Raw genomic sequence first — 19,447 nt, 5'->3', positions numbered from 1 at the left:
GTGTTTTTGTTTTTGTCTCTCAAAAATTATGGTTTGGGGCCGCGGGTGTTGGGGGGGTGGGTGGTCCATAAAATAATTTTCTACTCCCCCCCCCCCCCCCCCCCCCCCCCCCCCCCCGCTCCCACATGGGGTGTTGCGCGGCCCTAAGGTCTGCGGTTACGGACCATGTGCTTGAACCCTTCAAACACCAACACCACCACCGCCAGCCAGATCGGAATGTAGGTCAGCCATTCCTCGGGCTTGATACTTTCCCCCAGCAACAATGCCACCCCGAGCAACAGCACCGGTTCGACATAGCTCAACAAACCGAACAGGCTGAACGGCAGCAACCGGCTGGCGATGATGTAAACCACCAGCGCGGAAGCACTGATCACCCCGAGCAACGGGATCAGCAGCGACAGCCACGGATGCTGATTGAAGACGCCGAAGCCCTGTTCGCCGCCTTGAACGAACCACAGCGCCACCGGCACCATCATGGCCATGTCCATCCACAGACCGCCGAGGTTGTCGGTCGCCAGGCGCTTGCGCAGGATGAAGTACAGTGGATATCCGATGACGACCAACAAGGTTGCCCAGGAAAAACCTCCCACCTGATACAGCTCGTTGAGCACGCCCAGGGAAGCAAAAAACACCGCGATCTTTTGAAGGTAAGACAAACGCTCGCCATAGGCGAACCGCCCGGTCAGGACCATGGACAGCGGTAACAGGAAGTAGCCAAGGGACACGTCGAGGCTATAGCCGTTGAGCGGAGCCCACATGAACAGCCAGAGTTGCAGGCCGAGCAGCGTTGCGGAAAGAGCAATGCCGGCGAGCAATATGGGCTGGCCGATCAGCCGCCGAAACAGCGCGCTCACCCGTTCCCATTCGTTGGAGACCACCATGAACACGGTCATGCAGGGCAGGGTCAGCAACATGCGCCAGCCGAATATTTCCATGCCGCTCAAGGGAGAGAGCAGCGAGGTGTAGTAATACATGACGGCAAACAGCGCCGAGGCCGAGACCGATAAAGCGATACCTTTAGACAAACTGCCCTCGCGAGGTTGAACGTGAAACGGGGGTGCAGAGGATACGTGGTTTTCGCGCTGAATATTGACCGATCAATCAACATCGACCCAATCATTGTAGGAGCGAGCTTGCCAGCGAAAGCGGTCTGTCTGTACCGAGATGCAAACTGGCCCACCGCTTTCGCTGGCAAGCCAGCTCCTACAGGGGATCTGGGTTGGAGCATAGTTGGATGATCGACATACAACCCCTGTAGGAGCAAGCTTGCTCGCGAAGGTCGTCAGCGAAAACGCTGGAATCCTGACACCCCGCGGCGCTCTCGAGGTTTTCGCGAGCAAGCTCGCTTCTACAAGGGCAGGGGTCTACGGCCCGACACAAAATGGCTCACATCATTGAACCCTGGCGTCGACGCATGCCCCGGCGTCACCAGCGAATCGATAAAGGCCTCATCCTCCGCCGTGATTTTCACCGCCTGTGCCTTGGTGTAGGCGTCCCATTGTTCCTCGGTCCGCGGGCCGACAATCGCCGAAGTCACCGCGCTGTTGTTTAGAACCCAGGCGATCGCAAACTCGACAATCCCCACGCCACGGCCCTGGGTGTACTCCTGGATCTGCTGGGCGATGCGCAAGGATTCCACCCGCCATTCGGTCTCCAGAATGCGTTTGTCGGCCCGGCCGGCCCGGCTGTCGGCATCGGGCTTCACATGGGGCGCGTACTTGCCGCTGAGTACTCCCCGAGCCAACGGGCTGTAAGGCACTACACCCAGGCCATACGTTTGCGCAGCGGTGATCTGCTCGGTTTCGGCCTGGCGATTGACGATGTTGTACAACGGCTGACTGATCACCGGCCGGTCGACGCCCAGTTTATCCGCCACGCGGATGACTTCAGCGATGCGCCAGCCACGGTAGTTCGACACCCCCCAGTAGCGAATCTTGCCCTGGCGAATCAGGTCGCCAATGGCCGACACCGTGACCTCCAGCGGCGTATTGTGGTCTTCGCGGTGCAGGTAATAGATGTCGAGATAGTCGGTGCCCAAGCGCGTCAGGCTGGCGTCGATTCCGTTGAACATGTGCTTGCGGCTCAGGCCGCTGCGGTTCGGCACGCCGTCCACCGGGCCGAAACCGACCTTGGTCGCGAGCACCCATTCCTGACGACGACTGGCGATGGCTTCGCCGACGATTTCTTCGGAGCGGCCGTTGGTGTAGACGTCGGCGGTGTCGATGAAATTGATGCCCTGGTCCCAGGCCTTGTCGATGATCCGCAGGGAATCCTCGGTACTGGTCTGTTCGCCGAACATCATGGTACCCAGGGTCAGGGTCGATACTTGCAGGCCAGAATGACCCAAGGTGCGATAGCTCATGACGAAATCCTTTTATCAGGAGGAAAGGCTCAATCAAATACCAGAACAACGACCGGGTGCAAACGGAATAATCGAATATTGCAGATCAAACTGTGGGAGCTGGCTTGCCGGATCGCCGCACCGCAGCGAAAGCGGTGTGCCTGGCGACAACTTTCTCTCATGTGACGACGTCTTCGCCGGCAAGCCGGCTCCTGCAGGGGGGCAGCTAAATACCCCTGGCAGATGCGCTGTTTATTATGATTTTTTGCAAAGCAAAGGTAACGTTGATCTCCGGGCTGATTCCGGCCAGCCCCATCCCGCTTCCAAGGATCACCGTTATGTTTGAACTCGATCACGATCTGGCCCAGGACATCGTCGACCGGGCGATGGCCATCCTGCCGTACAACGTCAACGTCATGGACAGCCAGGGACTGATTCTCGGCAGCGGTGAACCGGAGCGGGTCAATACTCGCCATGAAGGCGCGCAACTGGTACTGGCCAATGCTCGAGTAGTGGAGATCGACGCCCAGACCGCGATGCACCTCAAGGGCGTGCAGCCGGGCATCAATTTGCCGCTGTTGCTCGACCAGCGCCTGGTCGGCGTGCTCGGTATCACCGGCGAACCCGAGCAACTGCGTACCTATGCCGAGCTGGTGCGCATGACCGCCGAGATGCTGGTGGCTCAGCGCAATCAACAAGCCGATCAGCAATGGCGGCGTCAGCGTTGCGATGACCTGCTGGCGTTGCTGCTCGGCGACGCCGGGGATTCGCCGCGACTGATCGACGAAGCACAGCAATTGGGGCTCAAGCCACAGATGAACCGGGTCCCCTATCTGTTCGAGTTGGGTAGGGAACAGGGGCCGGGACAAACCGTCGAAGCGCTCAGCGCCTGGCTCACCTCGCGCTACCCGGACAGTTGGTGCATGAGCTTGGCCAAGTCTTCGTTACTGTGGTGCCGACCGGCCAGCCAGGCAGTCGAGAACCAACGGCTGCTGGAAAAGCTCGACGGCCTCGGCTGGAATATTTTGCGCATTGCAGTGGGCGGGCAGGGTGATGGGGTGTCGGGTTTGCGTCGTTGTAATCGGCAGGTATCAGACTTGCTGGCCTACGGGCGCGATGTAGTGCCCCGAACCCGTATGCTGACGTTGAACCGCTTTCGACTGCCGGTAATGCTTTGGCGTCATCGCGATGAAGATGCGCTGGACGAACTGCTCAAGCCCCTGCGCCAAGTCATCGCCAGGGACGGTAACGGCCAACTGCTGGCGACCTTGCGCAGCTGGTGCGATCACGACGGCCAGAGTCAGGCCTGTGCCGATGCACTGGGCATCCATCGCAACAGCCTGCGCTACCGGATGGAACGCATCGCCGAACTCAGCGGCGTCGACCCCTTGCGCCTGGACGGCATGCTCGCGCTGTATCTCGGCGTTCAGCTATTGCCAGACACCGACGCAAAACCATAAACGACACATCCCCTGTAGGAGCGAGCTTGCTCGCGAAAAACTCGAGGTCGCCGCGGGTATTCAGGCAGCAAGCGTCATCGTTGACGTCCATCGCGAGCAAGCTCGCTCCTACACGGGCACGGGTTTTGTGACAATGAACAACAAACCCGATCGTAATTTGTGCTGCGGACCGGCGTTATTGTCGATGCCAACTGGCAGCATGAAGACATTGGAACTGGAGAACACCCATGAAAATCGTCATCGCCCCCGATTCGTTCAAAGACAGCCTCAGCGCCCAAGGCGTGGCCGACGCCATTGCTCTGGGCCTGGCAGATGTCTGGCCTGATGCTCAGCTGCTCAAATGCCCGATGGCCGACGGCGGGGAGGGCACGATTGAATCGGTTCTGGCGGCTTGCGATGGCGAACTGCGCCGGATCGAAGTGCGCGGACCGCTGGGCGCACCCGTCAATGCCGCCTGGGGCTGGCTGCCCCACAGCCACACTGCAATCATCGAAATGGCCGAAGCCAGCGGGCTGCAGTTGGTGCCGGTCGATCAGCGCGACGCGTGTACCAGCAGCACCTTTGGCACGGGGCAATTGATCCGCGCTGCACTGGATGCCGGAGCACAACGGGTGATCCTGGCGATTGGCGGCAGCGCCACCAACGATGGCGGCGCGGGAGCGATGCAGGCGTTGGGCGTGAAATTGCTCGACGCACATGACAAGACGTTGGCCCCGGGCGGTCTGGCGCTCGCACACCTGGCCCGCATCGACATGACTGACCTCGACCCTCGCCTGACCGGAGTGCGTTTCGACATCGCCGCCGACGTCGACAATCCACTGTGCGGCCCCCACGGTGCCTCAGCGATTTTCGGCCCGCAAAAAGGAGCCGCGCCCGACCAGGTCAAGCAACTGGATCGCGCCCTCGGACACTTCGCTGACCTGTGCGCCCAAACCCTGAAAACGGAGGTGCGCGACGAGCCCGGCAGCGGCGCGGCAGGCGGCCTGGGGTTTGCCGCCAAGGCGTTTCTGAGGGCACAATTCCAAGCCGGCGTTGAAGTGGTTGCCGAACTGGTCGGCCTGGCCGAAGCGGTCAAAAACGCCGACCTGGTGATCACCGGCGAGGGGCGTTTCGATGCGCAGACGCTGCGTGGAAAGACGCCGTTTGGTGTCGCGCGGATCGCCAGGCAACAGGGTGTGCCGGTCATCGTCATTGCCGGCACGCTGGGCGAGGGGTATCAGCAACTGTATGCCCATGGCATCGATGCCGCGTTCGCCCTGGCGAGCGGGCCGATGACATTGGCCCAGGCCTGTGCCGAGGCTCCGCGATTGTTACGTGAACGGGCGAGCGATATAGCGCGGGTTTGGCGAATGGCCGCGCACAGGACCTGACTGTTTCTTCACCACAGAGATCGCGCGACTCCCGCGCCTGCCAACCCTCTGTATACGTTGCCACCTGTCAACTCTGACAGTATCGGAGCATTAAAATATCGTGCCTAATTCGTTCAAGGCTTCGCAGGCCCGGCAGAACGATAAAGCGCCGTATGCAGTGCGCAAATGGGTCGAACTGCCAGACGGTTTTCACAGCCATGGCGAGGGTCATGGCTGAATTTGAACGGTAAGGGAGAAGTGAACATGGCAAGTTCAGACAAACAGAAAAACGCGGAGCGGGTACGTTGGGCGGAACGCGAACGAATGGCCCAACGTGACTACGCAACGGCAGCTCCCGAAGAGCTCGATCCCCTTACCATGGATGGCCTGATCCCGGGAGATACCGAAGGGTTGCGTCCAGCCTCGAGCAATGACTTGCCATTAGTCGTCAACATTCCGGTATGGAAAAATCTTCCACCTTTTCTCGGCGCGGACTCCACCGTCCGGATTGAATGGGCGCGGGAGGGCGAGAGTTCTTTTCAGAAACTCAAGGACCAATCGTTTCCTTACCCGCAAAATAGAGACGATTTCCCCAAGCCGGTCACACTTGACCCTTTCGATAAAGACATGCAGGGGCGATTCAATCTCAGATGGTCGTTGAAGCTCTTCAGTGACCCGGGATTCGTCAGTGAGTCAACGACCTCGCCACTGCGTATCGACCGAACGCCGCCCTACGATCTGGCTAACCCTGCTGAATTCATCCTGGCCGCGAATGAAATCAACGATGCCTACCTGGCGGCCAACGGCAACAAAGTGATTGTCGAGATTCCCGCTTATCCCGATTACGCGGCAGGGGACACGATCTCTTACGGCTGGCAAAAAGTCGAACCGATCAATCCGGAGGACATCGTGCCGATTACCCCGTCACCGGTAGCTATCCCGCCAGATCGAAAACTCGAAATCCCGTTGTCATTGCTTGCGGATGGTCCGGCCTTCTGTGCCTATCGGCTGTTCGACAAGGCCGGCAACCCCAGCCGCTTGTCCCACATGCGGTTGCGCAACGTTGCGCTCGGGGCGTTCCCCGTCGAACCTTTGGATCCACCCACTGTACCTCTGGCAGAAGATGACGGCTTGATCGATCAGCTCGATGCCGCCAGCCGAGAAGTGGCAGTAGTAATCCCCGAGGTGAACAATGGCAAGACATCCGATCTTATTTATGTCACCTGGGGAACACAGGAGCTGGAGGGGCATCCGGTAGTGCCCCGGGCTGAAACCCGGATCAAGATACCGCTGGAGGTTTTAAAGGCCCAATACACCCAGGCAACCGGTGAACAGCCAACGCCGGTGAAATACGAAGTCCGTCGAGGAACGAGGGCTTTCGGTGCGCCTGGCATTTCAGTCAAGGTGGATTTTTCCAGGATAGGGCCGGTCAACCCCGATTGGCCGAACATTACCAACCCCAACCTGGGCGAGGTGGAGGTACGGGGCGACTCGGACCTTGAAAACGAACTGAATCTGACCGATGCGAACAAAGACGCCAATGTCTTGTTTACGCTTTACGACCCACCGGTGGCGGGTGATGAAATTCACGTGATATGGGGTGGGGTGCCGGTGTTGCCAGTGACCACTATCACCACCGAGACAGCGGGGATGCCGATGGAGATTCCAGTCCCGTGGAGTGTGATCGATGGACGCAGTAATGATCCGGCGTTGCCAGTGTTTTACTGGCTTCGCCGGCCCGGCTTTATCAACGCAGAGCGCTCAAAAACCACGCCGGTCGAGGTGAATGTCCATACCATCGTTCCCGATGCCGCACAGTTTCCGGACAAGGCCGCCAACGATTTCATGTTTTGTCACTTGTTGGATTGGGATCCGGTTGAAGGCCTCGGGATCAAAGTGCATATACCGGCCAACCCTCGCTACCTGAAAAAAGACGTGGAGGTCACGGTCAAGTGGCAGGGTCATAAAGGCTACGATCCTACCGGCGCTATTCCTGCCGATCCTATTGCGGGCACCGATCTGGAGTACACCTTTGCGCCCCTGACTGCGGAACAAGTGCGTACCGGCCTGGACTGGATCGTGCGGCCTTACGCTACAAAAATTCTGCCGTTGTATGGCGGCGAGTCGGATCAGGTTGGCCGGGGTATCGTCAGTTACACCGTCAGCGGCGTGACATCACCTTCACCGGACGCAACGCTCAACGTAGCGTTGGGGACAGGGTCAGGGACAGGCACTTGCCCGATAGAACGCTCTTGATCTGAGGACGCCGCTGTTAGATGCGACGAAAAGGGGTGCAGTGGCGCCCCTTTTTTGCACCTGGGTGAGTGGCGTTTCCATTCCAGGGATTAATACCCCTCACTGCTTGGGATTTGTCCTACATCCACTACAACCTTATCTCAATATTATTCGCCGCCTTTGTAGGTTCGAGCTGGGTTCGTTGTGGGAAATGAACGAACTCATTCTGGTGAAACATTAATATTGAGGTGGCTTGTTCATGTTTTCGATAAAACCCTTTGCTCGTTGTCGGCTGTTTTGTGCAATGAACCTTATGTCCATGGCCGCATTGCTGCTGGTCAGTCCGCAGGTGATGGCGCGGGTCATTGACAATGCCAATGAAACCATAGGTTCGGGAAACTCGGCCGATCGCTACCACTTGCAGAACGGGGCTACTCTGACCGCCACCGACGCACACACGTTCGATATTCAGGTCAGGAGCGGTTCCACCCTGTACCTTGACCGCGGCCATGTGACGGGCAGTGGTTTTGACGATGGCGTCGGGGTCAGCGGCAGCACCGCGAAGATTACCGCCAGCCTGATCAACGCCGGCACCAATGCTTCGGGATTGTCCGTGGGCGACGGCGTGGGCGGCACCGTCTCGAAGGTGTCGGTGCTCGACAGCACCATCACCGGTGGGCGCAACGGCGGTCTGGTCAATGGTCGTAGCCAGTTGGATCTGGAGCGATCTTCCCTCACCGGTACCAACCCCGATGGTTACGGGCTACTGATGTCCAGCGGTAACGCCACTGCCAGCGACAAAAGCTCCATTACGGGTGGCAAGAACGGGGTGCTGATCCTGTTCAATACCGGGATATCGGCACCCAGCACATTGGTACTGGACGACCAGTCGAGCGTTATCGGGCAAAACGGTTCGGCAATCCTCGTCGATGGTTTCAACATCAGTACGCCATCGGCCAATATCGAAGTGCGCAACAACTCGACCCTGGAAGGCAGCAACGGCACCCTGCTTGAAGTCAAGGGCGGAGGCTCGGCCAACTTGCTGGTCAATAACAGCGTACTGACGGGGAATGTAATGGTCGAGGCCGGTAGCGCCGGCACGGTGCAGCTGGAAAATTCTGCGACCCTCACTGGGCGCCTGGATAATGTCGAACACCTGACAGTCAACAGCGATGCCACCTGGGTGATGGTGGGCGATGGCGATATCGCCAGGCTGTCGATGGACGGCGGTGCAATCAAGCTCGGTGATCCGAGTGAGTTTTACACCCTGTCGATGGGCACCCTGTCAGGTAACGGCACCTTCATCATGGATGCCGACTTCAGCACTGGCAATGTCGACTTCCTGGACGTGACCGGTACTGCGACCGGGAATCACCGCCTGTTGATCGGCAGCAGCGGCGCCGACCCGACCGCCACCAGCAGCTTGCATGTGGTGCATGCCGGCAGCGGTGACGCCAGCTTTTCGCTGCTGGGCGGGGCGGTGGACCTGGGGGCGTTCTCTTACGATCTGATTCAACGCGACAGCAACAACTGGTACCTGGACACCACCACTCGCGTCGTCAGCCCCGGCACCCGTTCGGTGTTGGCACTGTTCAACACGGCACCGACCGTCTGGTACGGCGAACTCAGTACCCTGCGCAGCCGCATGGGCGAAGTACGAATGAATGAAGGCAAGGCCGGCGGCTGGATGCGTGCCTACGGCAACAGATTCGATGTGAGCGCCAGCGCCGGCGTCAGCTACCGGCAAACCCAGCAAGGCCTGTCGTTCGGTGCCGACGCGCCATTGCCGGTCGGTGACGGGCAGTGGCTGGTCGGCCTGTTGGGCGGTTACAGCAAGTCCGATCTGGACCTGGGTCGTGGCACTGACGGCACGGTCAACAGCTATTACGTTGGCGCTTACACCACATGGCTGGATCGCCAAAGCGGTTACTACGTCGACGGCGTGCTCAAGTTCAATCGCTTCCAGAACAAGTCGGACGTACAGCTGAGCGACGGCAAGAAAACCAAAGGCAGCTATGACAACAATGGCGTTGGCGCGTCCCTGGAGTTCGGTCGACACATCACGCTGGACGACGGCTACTTTGTCGAGCCTTACACGCAACTGTCGGGCGTGATTGTTCAGGGCCAGGACTACGACCTGGACAATGGCCTGTCTGCCGAAGGCGACCGCACCCGCTCGTTGTTGGGTAAAATCGGTGCGACGGTCGGGCGCAATTTCGATCTGGGCGCGGGCACCGTGGTGCAGCCGTATATCCGTGCCGCCTATGCCCATGAGTTTGCAAAAAACAACCAGGTCAAAGTCAACCGGAACACGTTTAACAATGACCTGTCCGGTAGCCGTGGCGAGTTGGGGGCGGGCGTGGCGATGACGGTCACCGACAAGGTATCGATCCATGTCGACCTCGATTACAGCAACGGCGACAAGCTCGAGCAACCGTGGGGAGCCAACGTCGGCGTTCGCTACAGCTGGTAACGGGGCGATAACACCAGGGGTTCAATTGCGACTTCAAGTTGCAATCGAACCCCGAAAAAACGCTGGTTTTTATCTTCCAACTGTCAATTCTGTCAGTATCGAAAGTCGGCACCCAAGCGTTTAATGGCCATTCATGCCAACTGCGTCAAGAGGCCAGCGTACCTGGTTCATTCGGCCTCTTCGCTTCCACGTGAGGGAGAACACCGATGCCTGAATCCGGACCCGATACATCCCCTGAAAACACCAGAAAGCTTGTGGCGCCTCGTGTACCGGTTGCATTACCCTATATAGACGGTGGTGACATCAACCTCATACCTGTCAGCGCTCTGGTTCAACCTTTGAGGGTCACCTTTCCTCTCTGGCAGAACTCGCTGCCCTCTGTAACGTTTCCAGAACGTGTCCGTCTATTTCTGGACGATGACGAGGTTGCCGACAAACTATGGACGGTACACCCCATCCAGCCTGAGGATCTGTTCGTCGATATCCCCATAGATAAACTGGAAAATAGACAAGGCGCGCTGGTCTTGCGTTACGACGCACTGAACTGGTCCGGCGATCCGGATAATCCGGCGCAATCGGACCCTGTGACCATTACCATCGATACCCGCTCACCGATTTTGCCGGGGACCAGCAAGTTGCAGTTTCCCGCTGAAATTCTTCCTCCCCTGCAGCTCACCGCCTACTACCTTGAAGATGAAGACAAGGTAAGGGCTCATATCCCTGCTTATACGACACCCAAGGTGGGCGACGTCATCACTTGGTACTGGGACCGGAGCCTGTCCGGAACAATCGTCGGTGGCACCAAGGAGCTGAATGCCCAGGACTATGATCAGCCATTGTTCATTGATATCGGTGGTGACTGGATTCGCAGTCAGCATGACGGTGAACGATACGTCTGGTATACGATTACCGATCGTGCAGGTAATCCCGCCAGTGGCCAGTCACAAGTGCAAATGCTGATCGTCGAGGCTCAACCTCGCCCGCGTAGTCTACCTCCCGCGAAAGTCGTCGAAGCCTGGGGCACGGGCTGGCCAGTGAGGGGCACACTCGAACCCACCGACGCAACAGACGGCGTTAACGTCATTTTGAATCCGGCGTCGGAGCTCTACCCGGGCGAAATACCCCAGGTGCAATGGGCGGTGGCAGGTCAACTGGGTGCTTATCTCGCAGAACCGATCAGTGCCAACGAATGGAAGTACAAAATTCCGAAAGAGTATATGGCGCCACATTTTGGCAAGGCTATACCGGTTGTTTATCACTTTAAGGATAAGCTCGACAAAACCCATGAATCCGCCAACTACACCTTGACCGTTCTCAACTATCCGGCTGACAGGTTGCCGGCGCCTGAAAGCGCGGACGGTTATCCTTTGAGTCTGGATAAGGTCCCACCAGCAGGCGCCAGTATCACTCTCAGGCGTTGGCCATTCAGTGCGGCCCAGCAGCGTATCTCGATTTTTATCGAAGGCATCGAAGACTCAAGCGGGAGGACTATCCGGTATGTTTCGCTGGATAAGCATGAGGTAACGCCAGCCCAGGCAATTGCGGGTATCGCCCGGGGTGAGGCACTGATTCCGAATGCAGAATTCCTGTCCTGCATCAAGCTTGGAACGCAACTAACGGTAAAAGCCTATATCAGTTTCGACAACGGCCAGACCTGGTATGGGCATGCCGAGCCCAACCCGGCTTCACCGCATTTGCGTTGGATGAAAGTGACGCTGGTTGCCTGATATCCAGTTGGCGCAAGCCCTTGTCAGGGCTTGCGCAGGGTCATTGATAGGTAACAGTGAAGGCCAGCGAACCCTTGGCTACTCCACCCTGAATATCGACACTGTTTTCGGTTTGAAAGAACCGCGCGCTAAATGGCAATTTTGTCGTCCCGGAAGGTTCGATCCTCCTTAACGGTACGTCGGTGCCCAGTGCAACCGGAGTTACGCCGTCATCAAGCAATATTTGAATGCCCATGCCGCGTGCATCGGAGCCATCGCCCAATGTGAACACCCCGTCACTTCCGTCGCCAACGGGCACCGAACCTTTCGCTCCGTCCAGGCGAATGTGTGCCGTGGCGATGTTACCGTCTGATTCGGCATCCGACTCGCAGTCGCTCAGGGTGATGTCAAAGAGTGTGGGCGTTGTGCCGTAGCCTTTGTGAGTAAAGTCTGACGCAGGCCAAGTGCCCAAATCTACAGGGTTTGCACTTACCGGATTGCCCAGCACGCTACATTGCGACTGTATGAGGTTGCCACTGATATTGTAGTTAAAGACCGTGCTGAGCCCCGTCACGCTGCCGCTGAATAATCTGCTGCTGAACCTCTGCGGCCCTACGGGAATAGGCCCGATTTTGATCAGCGTCACGAAGCTACTCATTGAAGTCAGGGGGATCGAGCCAGTAACGCGGTGGTTAGCTTCAGCAGCAAAAGGTACGACAGCATCCCCAATGGGTTTGAATTCGTTGTTGTATTCCCCCGAGTAAGGGAACCCTAACAGGATGCGGGCGCCGATGCCGTTGTTGACGCCCGTTTCCATGACCTTGCCGTTAACATCCTTGCCATTTATCGGTGGCAAGGTACCTGAAAAAATCGGCGCGACAGGACTTGTATCGAATCGAAGACCGGGGGGGGTGCCATCGTTGAAGCACGAGAGATTCAAGCCTTCTTGATTGTTGGTAAAGGCAAACCTCTCGAAGGTACCGATCAGACTCCCGACCCGGGCATCTCGTGGTACATAGACTGTGCCCACATCAACGTTGAATGTCATCAGGCCGGACGTGGGAGACCATTGGCAACCATTGGTTTCGTCCGACGCAGCTACAGCTGACTGCGCCATGGGGCCGATAGCCACGGCCGTCAGGACGGTCAGATGTCGTATCGTCGCGTTCATGTTTTTTTCCTGGGGATGAGGAGAATATTACTCAGGTCTAAAGACACGTCACTGCTTGCAGGCGATAACCCTGTGCCTGATCCATCGTTTGAGGGTCGATGTTCATTTGGCAGCGCTGCTCACCTTCTTCGCCCCAACGCACCTCAAGTTGTTGCGGCTCGGCACTGGTCGCCAGCATGACTTGCCCCGCCTGACCGACGACGCCGATGGTCTCGCCCTGAGCGTTGCTGATTTGTGCCCCGAACGGCAGTGGAAGACCGTTCGCGGTGCGCCCGGTGATGACCAGTCGACTGATCTTGCGCGCCGTAAAACTGGCTTTCACCACCGCGCCACGCCGGGGTACGACCTGGGTCGCGCCATTGTCGATTTCCACTTCGGGACCCATTTGGTCAGTCTCCAGTGCAATCTGATTCGTACGATACGGCCGCAGGTAAGGCACAAGCGCATAACCGCGTTCATTGGTGCGCACCCCGGCGGCATTGGCGACGCCGATTCCGGCGATATCCGGAACTTCGATCAGTCCGGCCGTTTCGCCCAGGTACGGGCCCAGTTCGAGGCCGTCGGCGTGGAGCAGAATCGCACCACTGGCATTGAGTGAGACGCTGCGATAGTCGCGGCCCTGGGTCAGGCCCGCGCCCAGATTCCCGTGGGGTGTCTGGTAGACTGCGGCGAGCGAGGCGGATTGCTGTTGCTGATTATCGCGGGCCATAGAGGCCTGATAACTGAGGCGGCTGTCATCGACGTTGCCACTGAGACTGGCTCGCTGACTGAATGTATCGCCGCTTTTCAGCAAATCGAAGGTTGCGGTACTCGAATTACCGAAGTCCAGAGGCATCGAAACGCTCAGACCCAGTTGTCGATCACTGACATTGTCGCGGTCTGTGAGTGATTGGCTGGCAAACAGGTTATAGCTGACGCCCCGATGATAGGTGTTGAAGTTGAACTGAAATTGCCGGCGTTCATAATCGCTGCGCCAGTAATCTTCCTGAGACAGTGTCAGGCCCAGGGCGCTCCGCGTGCCGATATTCTGGTAAACCGATGCCTCCAGCCGACTGCGTCGGCTGCCGTGAAACGCGGTATCGCGACTGCGCTGGCGCACGGCTTCGTCGAAGTCACGGTAGCCTTCCGTCGAGTAGCGATACCCGGCGAAACGCAGGTTGGTCCGGCTCTGAAACGACTTGCCGTACTTCATCGCGTAGCTCATGCCCTGCGTCGATAGGGAGTCCGAAGTATTGACCTCGGCACTGGAGTGAGTGACGTCGAATGAGAGTGCCCCCAAGGCGCCGAAATCCTTGGCGACGCCGGCGTTGCCCGCTTGGTAAAACTCGCTGGCCATCAGGCCACCGTACAGGGTAGAGCCCCAGCCGATGCCCATGGCCAGGGTTCCCTGCCAAAGCAGGGGGTCTTCGAGATTGTGTGCCGAGTTGTAGCGTCCGACACTGGCGCTGTATCGCCAGGTCCCGTCGCGCAGGAGGTTGCCCAGGGTAGCGTAGGGTTGGGTAAAACGACGGATCTGGCCGTCGGCCTCGGTCACGACGATCTCGAGTTCGCCACTGCCGCCGGCCGTACTCAGATCATCGATTTCGTAAGGGCCGGCGCTGACATAGGTGGAGTAGATCGGATAGCCGTTCTGCAGCACCTCGACTTTGGCCCGGCTCAGCGCTACGCCACGGATGATCGGCGCATAGTTTTGCAGGACATCGGGCAGCATGCTTTGGTCCGAACGGATAATCACGCCCTTGAGCGGCAATGATTTGAACGCGTCACCCGGGGTGGTTGTTTCGCCCAAGGTCAGGTTGGCATTCATCCTCGGCAGATCCCGTTGGGCGTAGGCGTAGGCTCGGCTCCAGCTGCGCTGCCCCTGTTCATCCTGGCGCAGGCTCTGGTTGGTCCGCAAGCGCCAGGGTCCCAGGTTCACGCCGCTGTTGAGGTACAGGTCCTGGCTGTTGGAGTTGCCCGCGTAGCTGCTCCTGCCTTGTTGGGCCGAGGTCTGGTAATTGACGAAGGCAGCATTGATGCCGTAGTCCCACAGTTCTGGGTCAACCTGGCCGATCATGTCCCGCCGCATGGCGATTTGCGGGATCGAAACATCGAGGCGCAAGTCGCTGCCATGGAATTCGGTGGTGGCACTGGGGATAAGCGTCTTCAGATCGACGCAGGCGTTTTGCATCAGCGCCGGATCGGCCAGGCTCTCCAGCCGCACGCCGAATTCCTCGAGCAGTTCGGACGACAGGCAAGGCAGGAGTCGATCGCCTTCGGGGCTGAGTTCGAAATCTATTTCGCGGCGGCCGAAATAGCGAAAGTTGATCTGGATATCGACCGCATATCGCCCCGGTCCAAGGTCTGAGCTGTTGGTCAGTGCGCCCAAGGCCAGTGCACCCGCATCGCTGGCGTGGTTTGGGCTCTGGCGCATGAACCCGGCTTGAAACTCGGTGCCCGGGACGGCGTGTGCGGGCTTGATTTCCAATAAGGCGGTGCTGCTGCCGAGAACGAATAGCTGGACGAACCGCAGGCGAATGGCCGCCAGTCGACGTCCGGAGAATAGGGTCATAAACATAGTCCTGACGGAAAAGGCCATTGACAGCCCTTCAAGGGCTCAGCTGGATCGGCAGGCGCATCGGTGTGCTGTAGCCGCCGTAGTCGTTGATCGCAGCGAATTCCACTTGCAGGCCTGAAGTCGCCTTGATTCCGTCAAGGGCATAACGCTGGCTGGCGAATGGCTCGACCATCTCGGCGCGCGACAACCTTTGGCTCTGACCGTCGCCGCTTATATCGACACGACTGAAGGAAACATGGAACGGGGAAGGGTTGTGGACCTGTAGTTGCGCTTGACCATCAACCTGGCGGATAGACCATTGCAGGTTCTTGAGGTGGTTGATGGAATGGCCTTTTAGTTGAGCGGGTCGATAAAACACTTTGATCCGGGTGCGCAGGGCGATATTGAGTACGTTGCGTTCTTCGGCTGTGACCTGCGGAATTTCCTGGACATTGAAGTAAAAGACCGACTCCCGATCCGATGGCAAGCGGTTGGGCAATCCGTTGATTTGCACCTGCTGCTGTTTGCCGGGATTGAGCCGAAACAAAGGGGGAGACGGTATGAACGGCACAGCGGTGGTCGTATCGTCGGCTGCGGTATTGACCCAGGTCTGTACGGCGAACGGCCGGTCGCTTGGATTGGCAACGATTAATGAAATGCTGCGCTTGTCGCTGTGGAATACTACTCGCGTACTGCTGATGGTCAGAGCCGCCTGACTGGCGGGAATATGGGCCGCCAGCATGAACAAGGTCATGCAGGCGCCCACGGCTGGCCGGCACGCGACAACCTGTTTGATCAAGCCGAACATGGGGAAGTACCTTTTTACCCGGACGTGGAACACGTACCTGAGCGATTGTCTGAGTGCCCCCGTCAGCGGTTGCGGGTTGTATTCGACGGGGGCTAAGGGTGGATCAGTTGATGGCAACGCTGAACCGGATATCTGCCGAGGCCGCACCTGCAATCACTGAGGCTGCAGTGGAGCGATACTTGGCGAAGAAACGCAGGTCTGTATAACGGTCAGCGTTCAATGGGTATTCGTCGCTTTCCGTGCCGGGAGCCAGCAAGTTGTCGGCTTCGTCCCTCAGTGCGATTGCAACGCCTTCGGCTTCCGAGACTGCAAAATAATTAGTGCTGGCATCTGGACGGCCGGAAAAAGTCACCGTGGCGACGTTAGGGTTGTCGGGGTCCAGAACACAATCGGTGCCCCCGTAGATACGCAAGTCGAAACTTTTGCCACCGAGTTCTTGACCAACGGCGGTGAAGTCCTTGGCATCGACCCCGACCATTTTGACCAGATTGCCGGGGCTGCCGTCACCAGGGTTGATTACGTCGACCCGGCAGGTACTGCTGGTAATCATGCCTTCGAAGTTGATCGTGCCAGTGTTGGCGAAGGCCGAAGTGCCGGCGAGGCTCGCCGCAAGACCCAGGGAGAGGGCCAGTAAAGATTTCTTCATGTTGTTCAGTCCTTGACGTACCCGGCTGAGATGCTCGAGACAACGCCGGGCGGCGTTGAAAGTTGATGGATGGATATGTCGGGGTGTCTCGGCGGGGATATTTTAGGAAGGGGGGGGGGAGGGGGATATGAGAAAACTCTCAGTTAATGACTGTCTGGATGAGTAATACCAAGTTTTTGTCATCCAGACAGCATAATCACTGGTTCGTGGTGGGTCTATGATGGAAAATCCAAAAGGGGCGCAAGTCCAGCGGCTTTCTTAGAAACTGTTCCTTTTGCAGTCGTATCCCTTACTCGCGCGTAAAACTTTAAAAGTTCTATATTCGGGCTATCCGGGGTCTTTCCAGTTGTGCTTCCCGTCACTGTAACGTCAGAGTTAGTTGTATGAACAACCTCAGATTGACTGGCAAGCTCCTGGCGCATCACGTCGTCGTTAAATTGTGTTTGCCGTGGATTTTCAATGGTCGAGCCCCCACCCATGACTGCTGGCGAACTGTTTCTTCGGTCAATGTTTTTTGTTTGCGTTCCACGGTTTACCCGGGAAGACGCTCTGCCTGAATCTTGTTGGGAAACGGCCGCTGGCACACTGTTTCTTCGGCCAGCGTCGTCCAGGATCGCTGGCGCACTGGCTCTGCGCGGTCCAGTGTAACTAATGTTTGTCGTGTAATGATGTGAGATGTTCTGAGCCGCTTTCGCACTTCCTCGGCCCAATATGCTGACCGCAATCTCTCCAACCCCCGCAATCATCGCTATGGTTCTCGCATCATTCGCGGTTTTTTCATCGCCCATCATTCCCGCCGTCAACGCCGCTTGCCCGGCAAATATGCCTACCACTCCAAGGAACATCAGCAACGGGTTGCCGCTAAAGAGGGACATTGTGGAAAACCCAATTCCAGCAGCATCCCAAGCGGCACTATGTCCAGTCGGATCACTGAAGTTAATCGGATCGCCCAGGCAGTACTGATATGGATTGATCCCACCCGCACCGAATGGGCTCTTGTTGTCCGGGCTGTGGAAACGCATCAGGATGGGATTATAGGCTCTATAGCCACGGCCGAGCATGTACCAGCCGGCGGTTTCCTCGCAGAATTCACCGTTGAAGGCCAACAGACTCTGCATTGAACTGTCGCCACTGCGTTCACCATAGGCGTTATAGGTCGCGGTGCGCAGTTCGGTTCCCTGGCATTCACCCACTACACTGTGTTTGCCGTCGGTCATGAACAGCAAAGTCTGTCCGGCATCACCTGACTGTTGTCGAGCCAGCGGCTGATCCTTGTTGTAGAGATATTGCCGATGGATATCACCTTTTACGGTATTGCTCAGGCGATCGTTCTGATAAAAGCGCAGGGTTTCTTCCCCCAAATGCGTAACGCCAAAGAGGTGATTGTGGCTGTCGTAGCGACAGGTAGCGATGGCAACTCCCAGCGCAGGGCTGACGTCGAGTAAACGCCCCAGGCTGTCATAGCGCAGGCGCTGGCCTAGTTCGTCGTTGAGCATGTTGCCGTTCAAATCGTAGTTGAATTCAACACACTGTGGGATGTAGCAAGGGTGGCTGTAGTTGACGCTTTTCAACTGGCAGGAATCGTCAGACCCATAAGTGAATCGGGCATGGTCAAGTGAGTCATCTTTAAAAAGGGTCTGGCACTCCAGGATATTGTCCAGGGCATCAAAGATGAAGAGTTGTTGGGTGATCTCATTGCCGTAACGGTCCCGGGGCAGTTCATCCCCTGAACAAATATGGAGATCCAGGCGACCACGCGCGTCATAGAAAAACTCTTCAAGGAGCAGGCTTTGATCGTCTGTTTTCAGGTGGCGAGTGGACAGTCGATCGTCGGCTCGCCAGGTCTGGCTGATTGTCCGGGTCGGCTTGTCGCTCACCTTCAAGGTTCGCAGGATTTCGCGGCCCTGATCGTCGAATTCCAGCTCGGTGGTCAATGTTGTCCCGGCTTTGGTGTCCGTGCAGACAGTGCGGTACACACGGCCGCAACGGTCATATTCGAATTCGGCCAACAGGTTCCCCTGAAGGATATTTTCAAGTCGCGCCGTATATTTTCCATACGTGTATTGACAGGCGATATCGCTGACATCCGTGCGTGCCAATTGTCGCCCGTTCAATGAGTGGCTGTAGGCGGTAGTCCAGGTTTTGCCATCCAGCTCCCAGCGATGTTCACTTAAATTGGCCGCACTGTCGTAATCGAACCCATGGCTTCCCTGGTTGTTTTGCGAAGAATTCAGGCGGGCAGTCTTGACGTCATAGCCAAAAATCGATTCTTCGCCCTCATGGGAGTTGACTGCGATGGGCTGTTCTGGCAATCCCGGTTCATAGATGTACTGGATACTCTGTTCCGCGGGGGTAATCCGTTTGCTGACACGCGGCTGACTGGCGTTGTATTCATATTTCTCTACACGCGGGCCGACGGTGAGTCGGGTGAGCCGTTCCAGGCCATCGAACGCCTGAACGCCAGCGATCACGGGAGGTTGCTGTGAGTCAATGGGTGTCACCTTCAGCGTGATGGGGAGTTCGCTGCTGCTATGCGGCGCATAGGTCCGCTCGATCACATCGTCATTGGGCAACGTTGTCTTGACCATACGGCCAAAAGCGTCATACCCATAAGCTGTCTTGTACCCCTGGGCATCGAACTCATAGGCGGAACGTCCCAGGCCGTCATAGTGATAGAGGTGCTCGCTGTACGGCACGACCTTGTCATCGCTCGGATCGTCTC

The 19,447-nt window shown here is 57.7% G+C and carries 13 protein-coding genes; 6 read left to right on the top strand and 7 right to left on the bottom strand.

Features of this window, described 5'->3' with window-relative positions:
* Positions 1-143: 143 nt before the first annotated feature.
* Complete coding sequence (gene rarD, locus J2W17_RS30950; RefSeq protein ID WP_307344127.1) at positions 144-1,025, bottom strand: EamA family transporter RarD; 882 nt, start codon at positions 1,023-1,025, stop codon at positions 144-146.
* A gap of 323 nt (positions 1,026-1,348) precedes the next feature.
* Positions 1,349-2,362: an aldo/keto reductase gene (locus tag J2W17_RS30945; protein ID WP_307344125.1), complete on the bottom strand. Its 1,014-nt coding sequence runs from the start codon at positions 2,360-2,362 to the stop codon at positions 1,349-1,351.
* On the opposite strand from J2W17_RS30945, the gene J2W17_RS30940 reads away from it, so the two are divergent.
* From J2W17_RS30940 to J2W17_RS30915, 6 genes are all read left to right on the top strand, one after another.
* Positions 2,361-2,687: a hypothetical protein gene (locus J2W17_RS30940; protein WP_307344123.1), complete on the top strand. Its 327-nt coding sequence runs from the start codon at positions 2,361-2,363 to the stop codon at positions 2,685-2,687. The two genes, J2W17_RS30945 and J2W17_RS30940, sit on opposite strands and share 2 nt — an antisense overlap.
* Positions 2,680-3,801, top strand: a complete 1,122-nt coding sequence (locus tag J2W17_RS30935) for a sugar diacid recognition domain-containing protein (protein ID WP_307344121.1) — start codon at positions 2,680-2,682, stop codon at positions 3,799-3,801. The genes J2W17_RS30940 and J2W17_RS30935 overlap by 8 nt, the downstream gene beginning before the upstream one ends.
* Before the next feature lie 227 nt (positions 3,802-4,028).
* Complete coding sequence (locus tag J2W17_RS30930) at positions 4,029-5,171, top strand: glycerate kinase (RefSeq protein WP_307344119.1); 1,143 nt, start codon at positions 4,029-4,031, stop codon at positions 5,169-5,171.
* Between the two features lie 243 nt (positions 5,172-5,414).
* Positions 5,415-7,406, top strand: a complete 1,992-nt coding sequence (locus tag J2W17_RS30925; protein ID WP_307344117.1) for a hypothetical protein — start codon at positions 5,415-5,417, stop codon at positions 7,404-7,406.
* Positions 7,407-7,704: 298 nt separating this feature from the next.
* Positions 7,705-9,858 carry an autotransporter outer membrane beta-barrel domain-containing protein gene (locus J2W17_RS30920; protein ID WP_307344115.1) on the top strand — a complete coding sequence of 718 codons (2,154 nt, stop codon included), beginning with the start codon at positions 7,705-7,707 and terminating at the stop codon, positions 9,856-9,858.
* A gap of 206 nt (positions 9,859-10,064) precedes the next feature.
* On the top strand, positions 10,065-11,585 hold the full coding sequence (locus J2W17_RS30915; protein WP_307344113.1) for a hypothetical protein: 1,521 nt from the start codon (positions 10,065-10,067) through the stop codon (positions 11,583-11,585).
* A gap of 40 nt (positions 11,586-11,625) precedes the next feature.
* Here the strand turns inward: J2W17_RS30915 and J2W17_RS30910 are convergent, their stop codons facing one another.
* The 5 genes from J2W17_RS30910 to J2W17_RS30890 form a co-directional block, all read right to left on the bottom strand.
* Positions 11,626-12,735: a fimbrial protein gene (locus J2W17_RS30910; protein ID WP_307344111.1), complete on the bottom strand. Its 1,110-nt coding sequence runs from the start codon at positions 12,733-12,735 to the stop codon at positions 11,626-11,628.
* Between the two features lie 37 nt (positions 12,736-12,772).
* The gene (locus J2W17_RS30905) at positions 12,773-15,286 is read right to left on the bottom strand and encodes a fimbria/pilus outer membrane usher protein (RefSeq protein WP_307344109.1); all 2,514 of its coding nucleotides are present in this window, start codon (positions 15,284-15,286) and stop codon (positions 12,773-12,775) included.
* A 37-nt stretch (positions 15,287-15,323) separates the two neighbouring features.
* Entirely contained in the window at positions 15,324-16,079 is a 756-nt protein-coding gene (locus tag J2W17_RS30900; protein WP_307344107.1) for a fimbrial biogenesis chaperone, read from the bottom strand.
* Positions 16,080-16,182: 103 nt separating this feature from the next.
* Positions 16,183-16,725 carry a fimbrial protein gene (locus tag J2W17_RS30895; RefSeq protein WP_307344105.1) on the bottom strand — a complete coding sequence of 181 codons (543 nt, stop codon included), beginning with the start codon at positions 16,723-16,725 and terminating at the stop codon, positions 16,183-16,185.
* Between the two features lie 215 nt (positions 16,726-16,940).
* Positions 16,941-19,447 (bottom strand): RHS repeat-associated core domain-containing protein (locus J2W17_RS30890; protein ID WP_307344103.1); only part of this gene is annotated, 2,507 nt, incomplete at its 5' end.

The organism is Pseudomonas lini (assembly GCF_030812475.1).
Classification (GTDB): Bacteria; Pseudomonadota; Gammaproteobacteria; order Pseudomonadales; family Pseudomonadaceae; genus Aquipseudomonas; species Aquipseudomonas lini_A.
This window is presented reverse-complemented; position numbering and strand designations above follow the sequence as displayed.

Coding starts and splice junctions, on each gene's coding strand:
- J2W17_RS30920 (WP_307344115.1), top strand. CDS start 7,705: ATGGCCGCATTGCTGCTGGTCAGTCCGCAGGTGATGGCGCGGGTCATT.
- J2W17_RS30900 (WP_307344107.1), bottom strand. CDS start 16,079: ATGTTCGGCTTGATCAAACAGGTTGTCGCGTGCCGGCCAGCCGTGGGC.
- J2W17_RS30905 (WP_307344109.1), bottom strand. CDS start 15,286: ATGACCCTATTCTCCGGACGTCGACTGGCGGCCATTCGCCTGCGGTTC.
- J2W17_RS30925 (WP_307344117.1), top strand. CDS start 5,415: ATGGCAAGTTCAGACAAACAGAAAAACGCGGAGCGGGTACGTTGGGCG.
- J2W17_RS30935 (WP_307344121.1), top strand. CDS start 2,680: ATGTTTGAACTCGATCACGATCTGGCCCAGGACATCGTCGACCGGGCG.
- J2W17_RS30945 (WP_307344125.1), bottom strand. CDS start 2,362: ATGAGCTATCGCACCTTGGGTCATTCTGGCCTGCAAGTATCGACCCTG.
- J2W17_RS30910 (WP_307344111.1), bottom strand. CDS start 12,735: ATGAACGCGACGATACGACATCTGACCGTCCTGACGGCCGTGGCTATC.
- J2W17_RS30930 (WP_307344119.1), top strand. CDS start 4,029: ATGAAAATCGTCATCGCCCCCGATTCGTTCAAAGACAGCCTCAGCGCC.
- J2W17_RS30940 (WP_307344123.1), top strand. CDS start 2,361: ATGACGAAATCCTTTTATCAGGAGGAAAGGCTCAATCAAATACCAGAA.
- J2W17_RS30895 (WP_307344105.1), bottom strand. CDS start 16,725: ATGAAGAAATCTTTACTGGCCCTCTCCCTGGGTCTTGCGGCGAGCCTC.
- J2W17_RS30915 (WP_307344113.1), top strand. CDS start 10,065: ATGCCTGAATCCGGACCCGATACATCCCCTGAAAACACCAGAAAGCTT.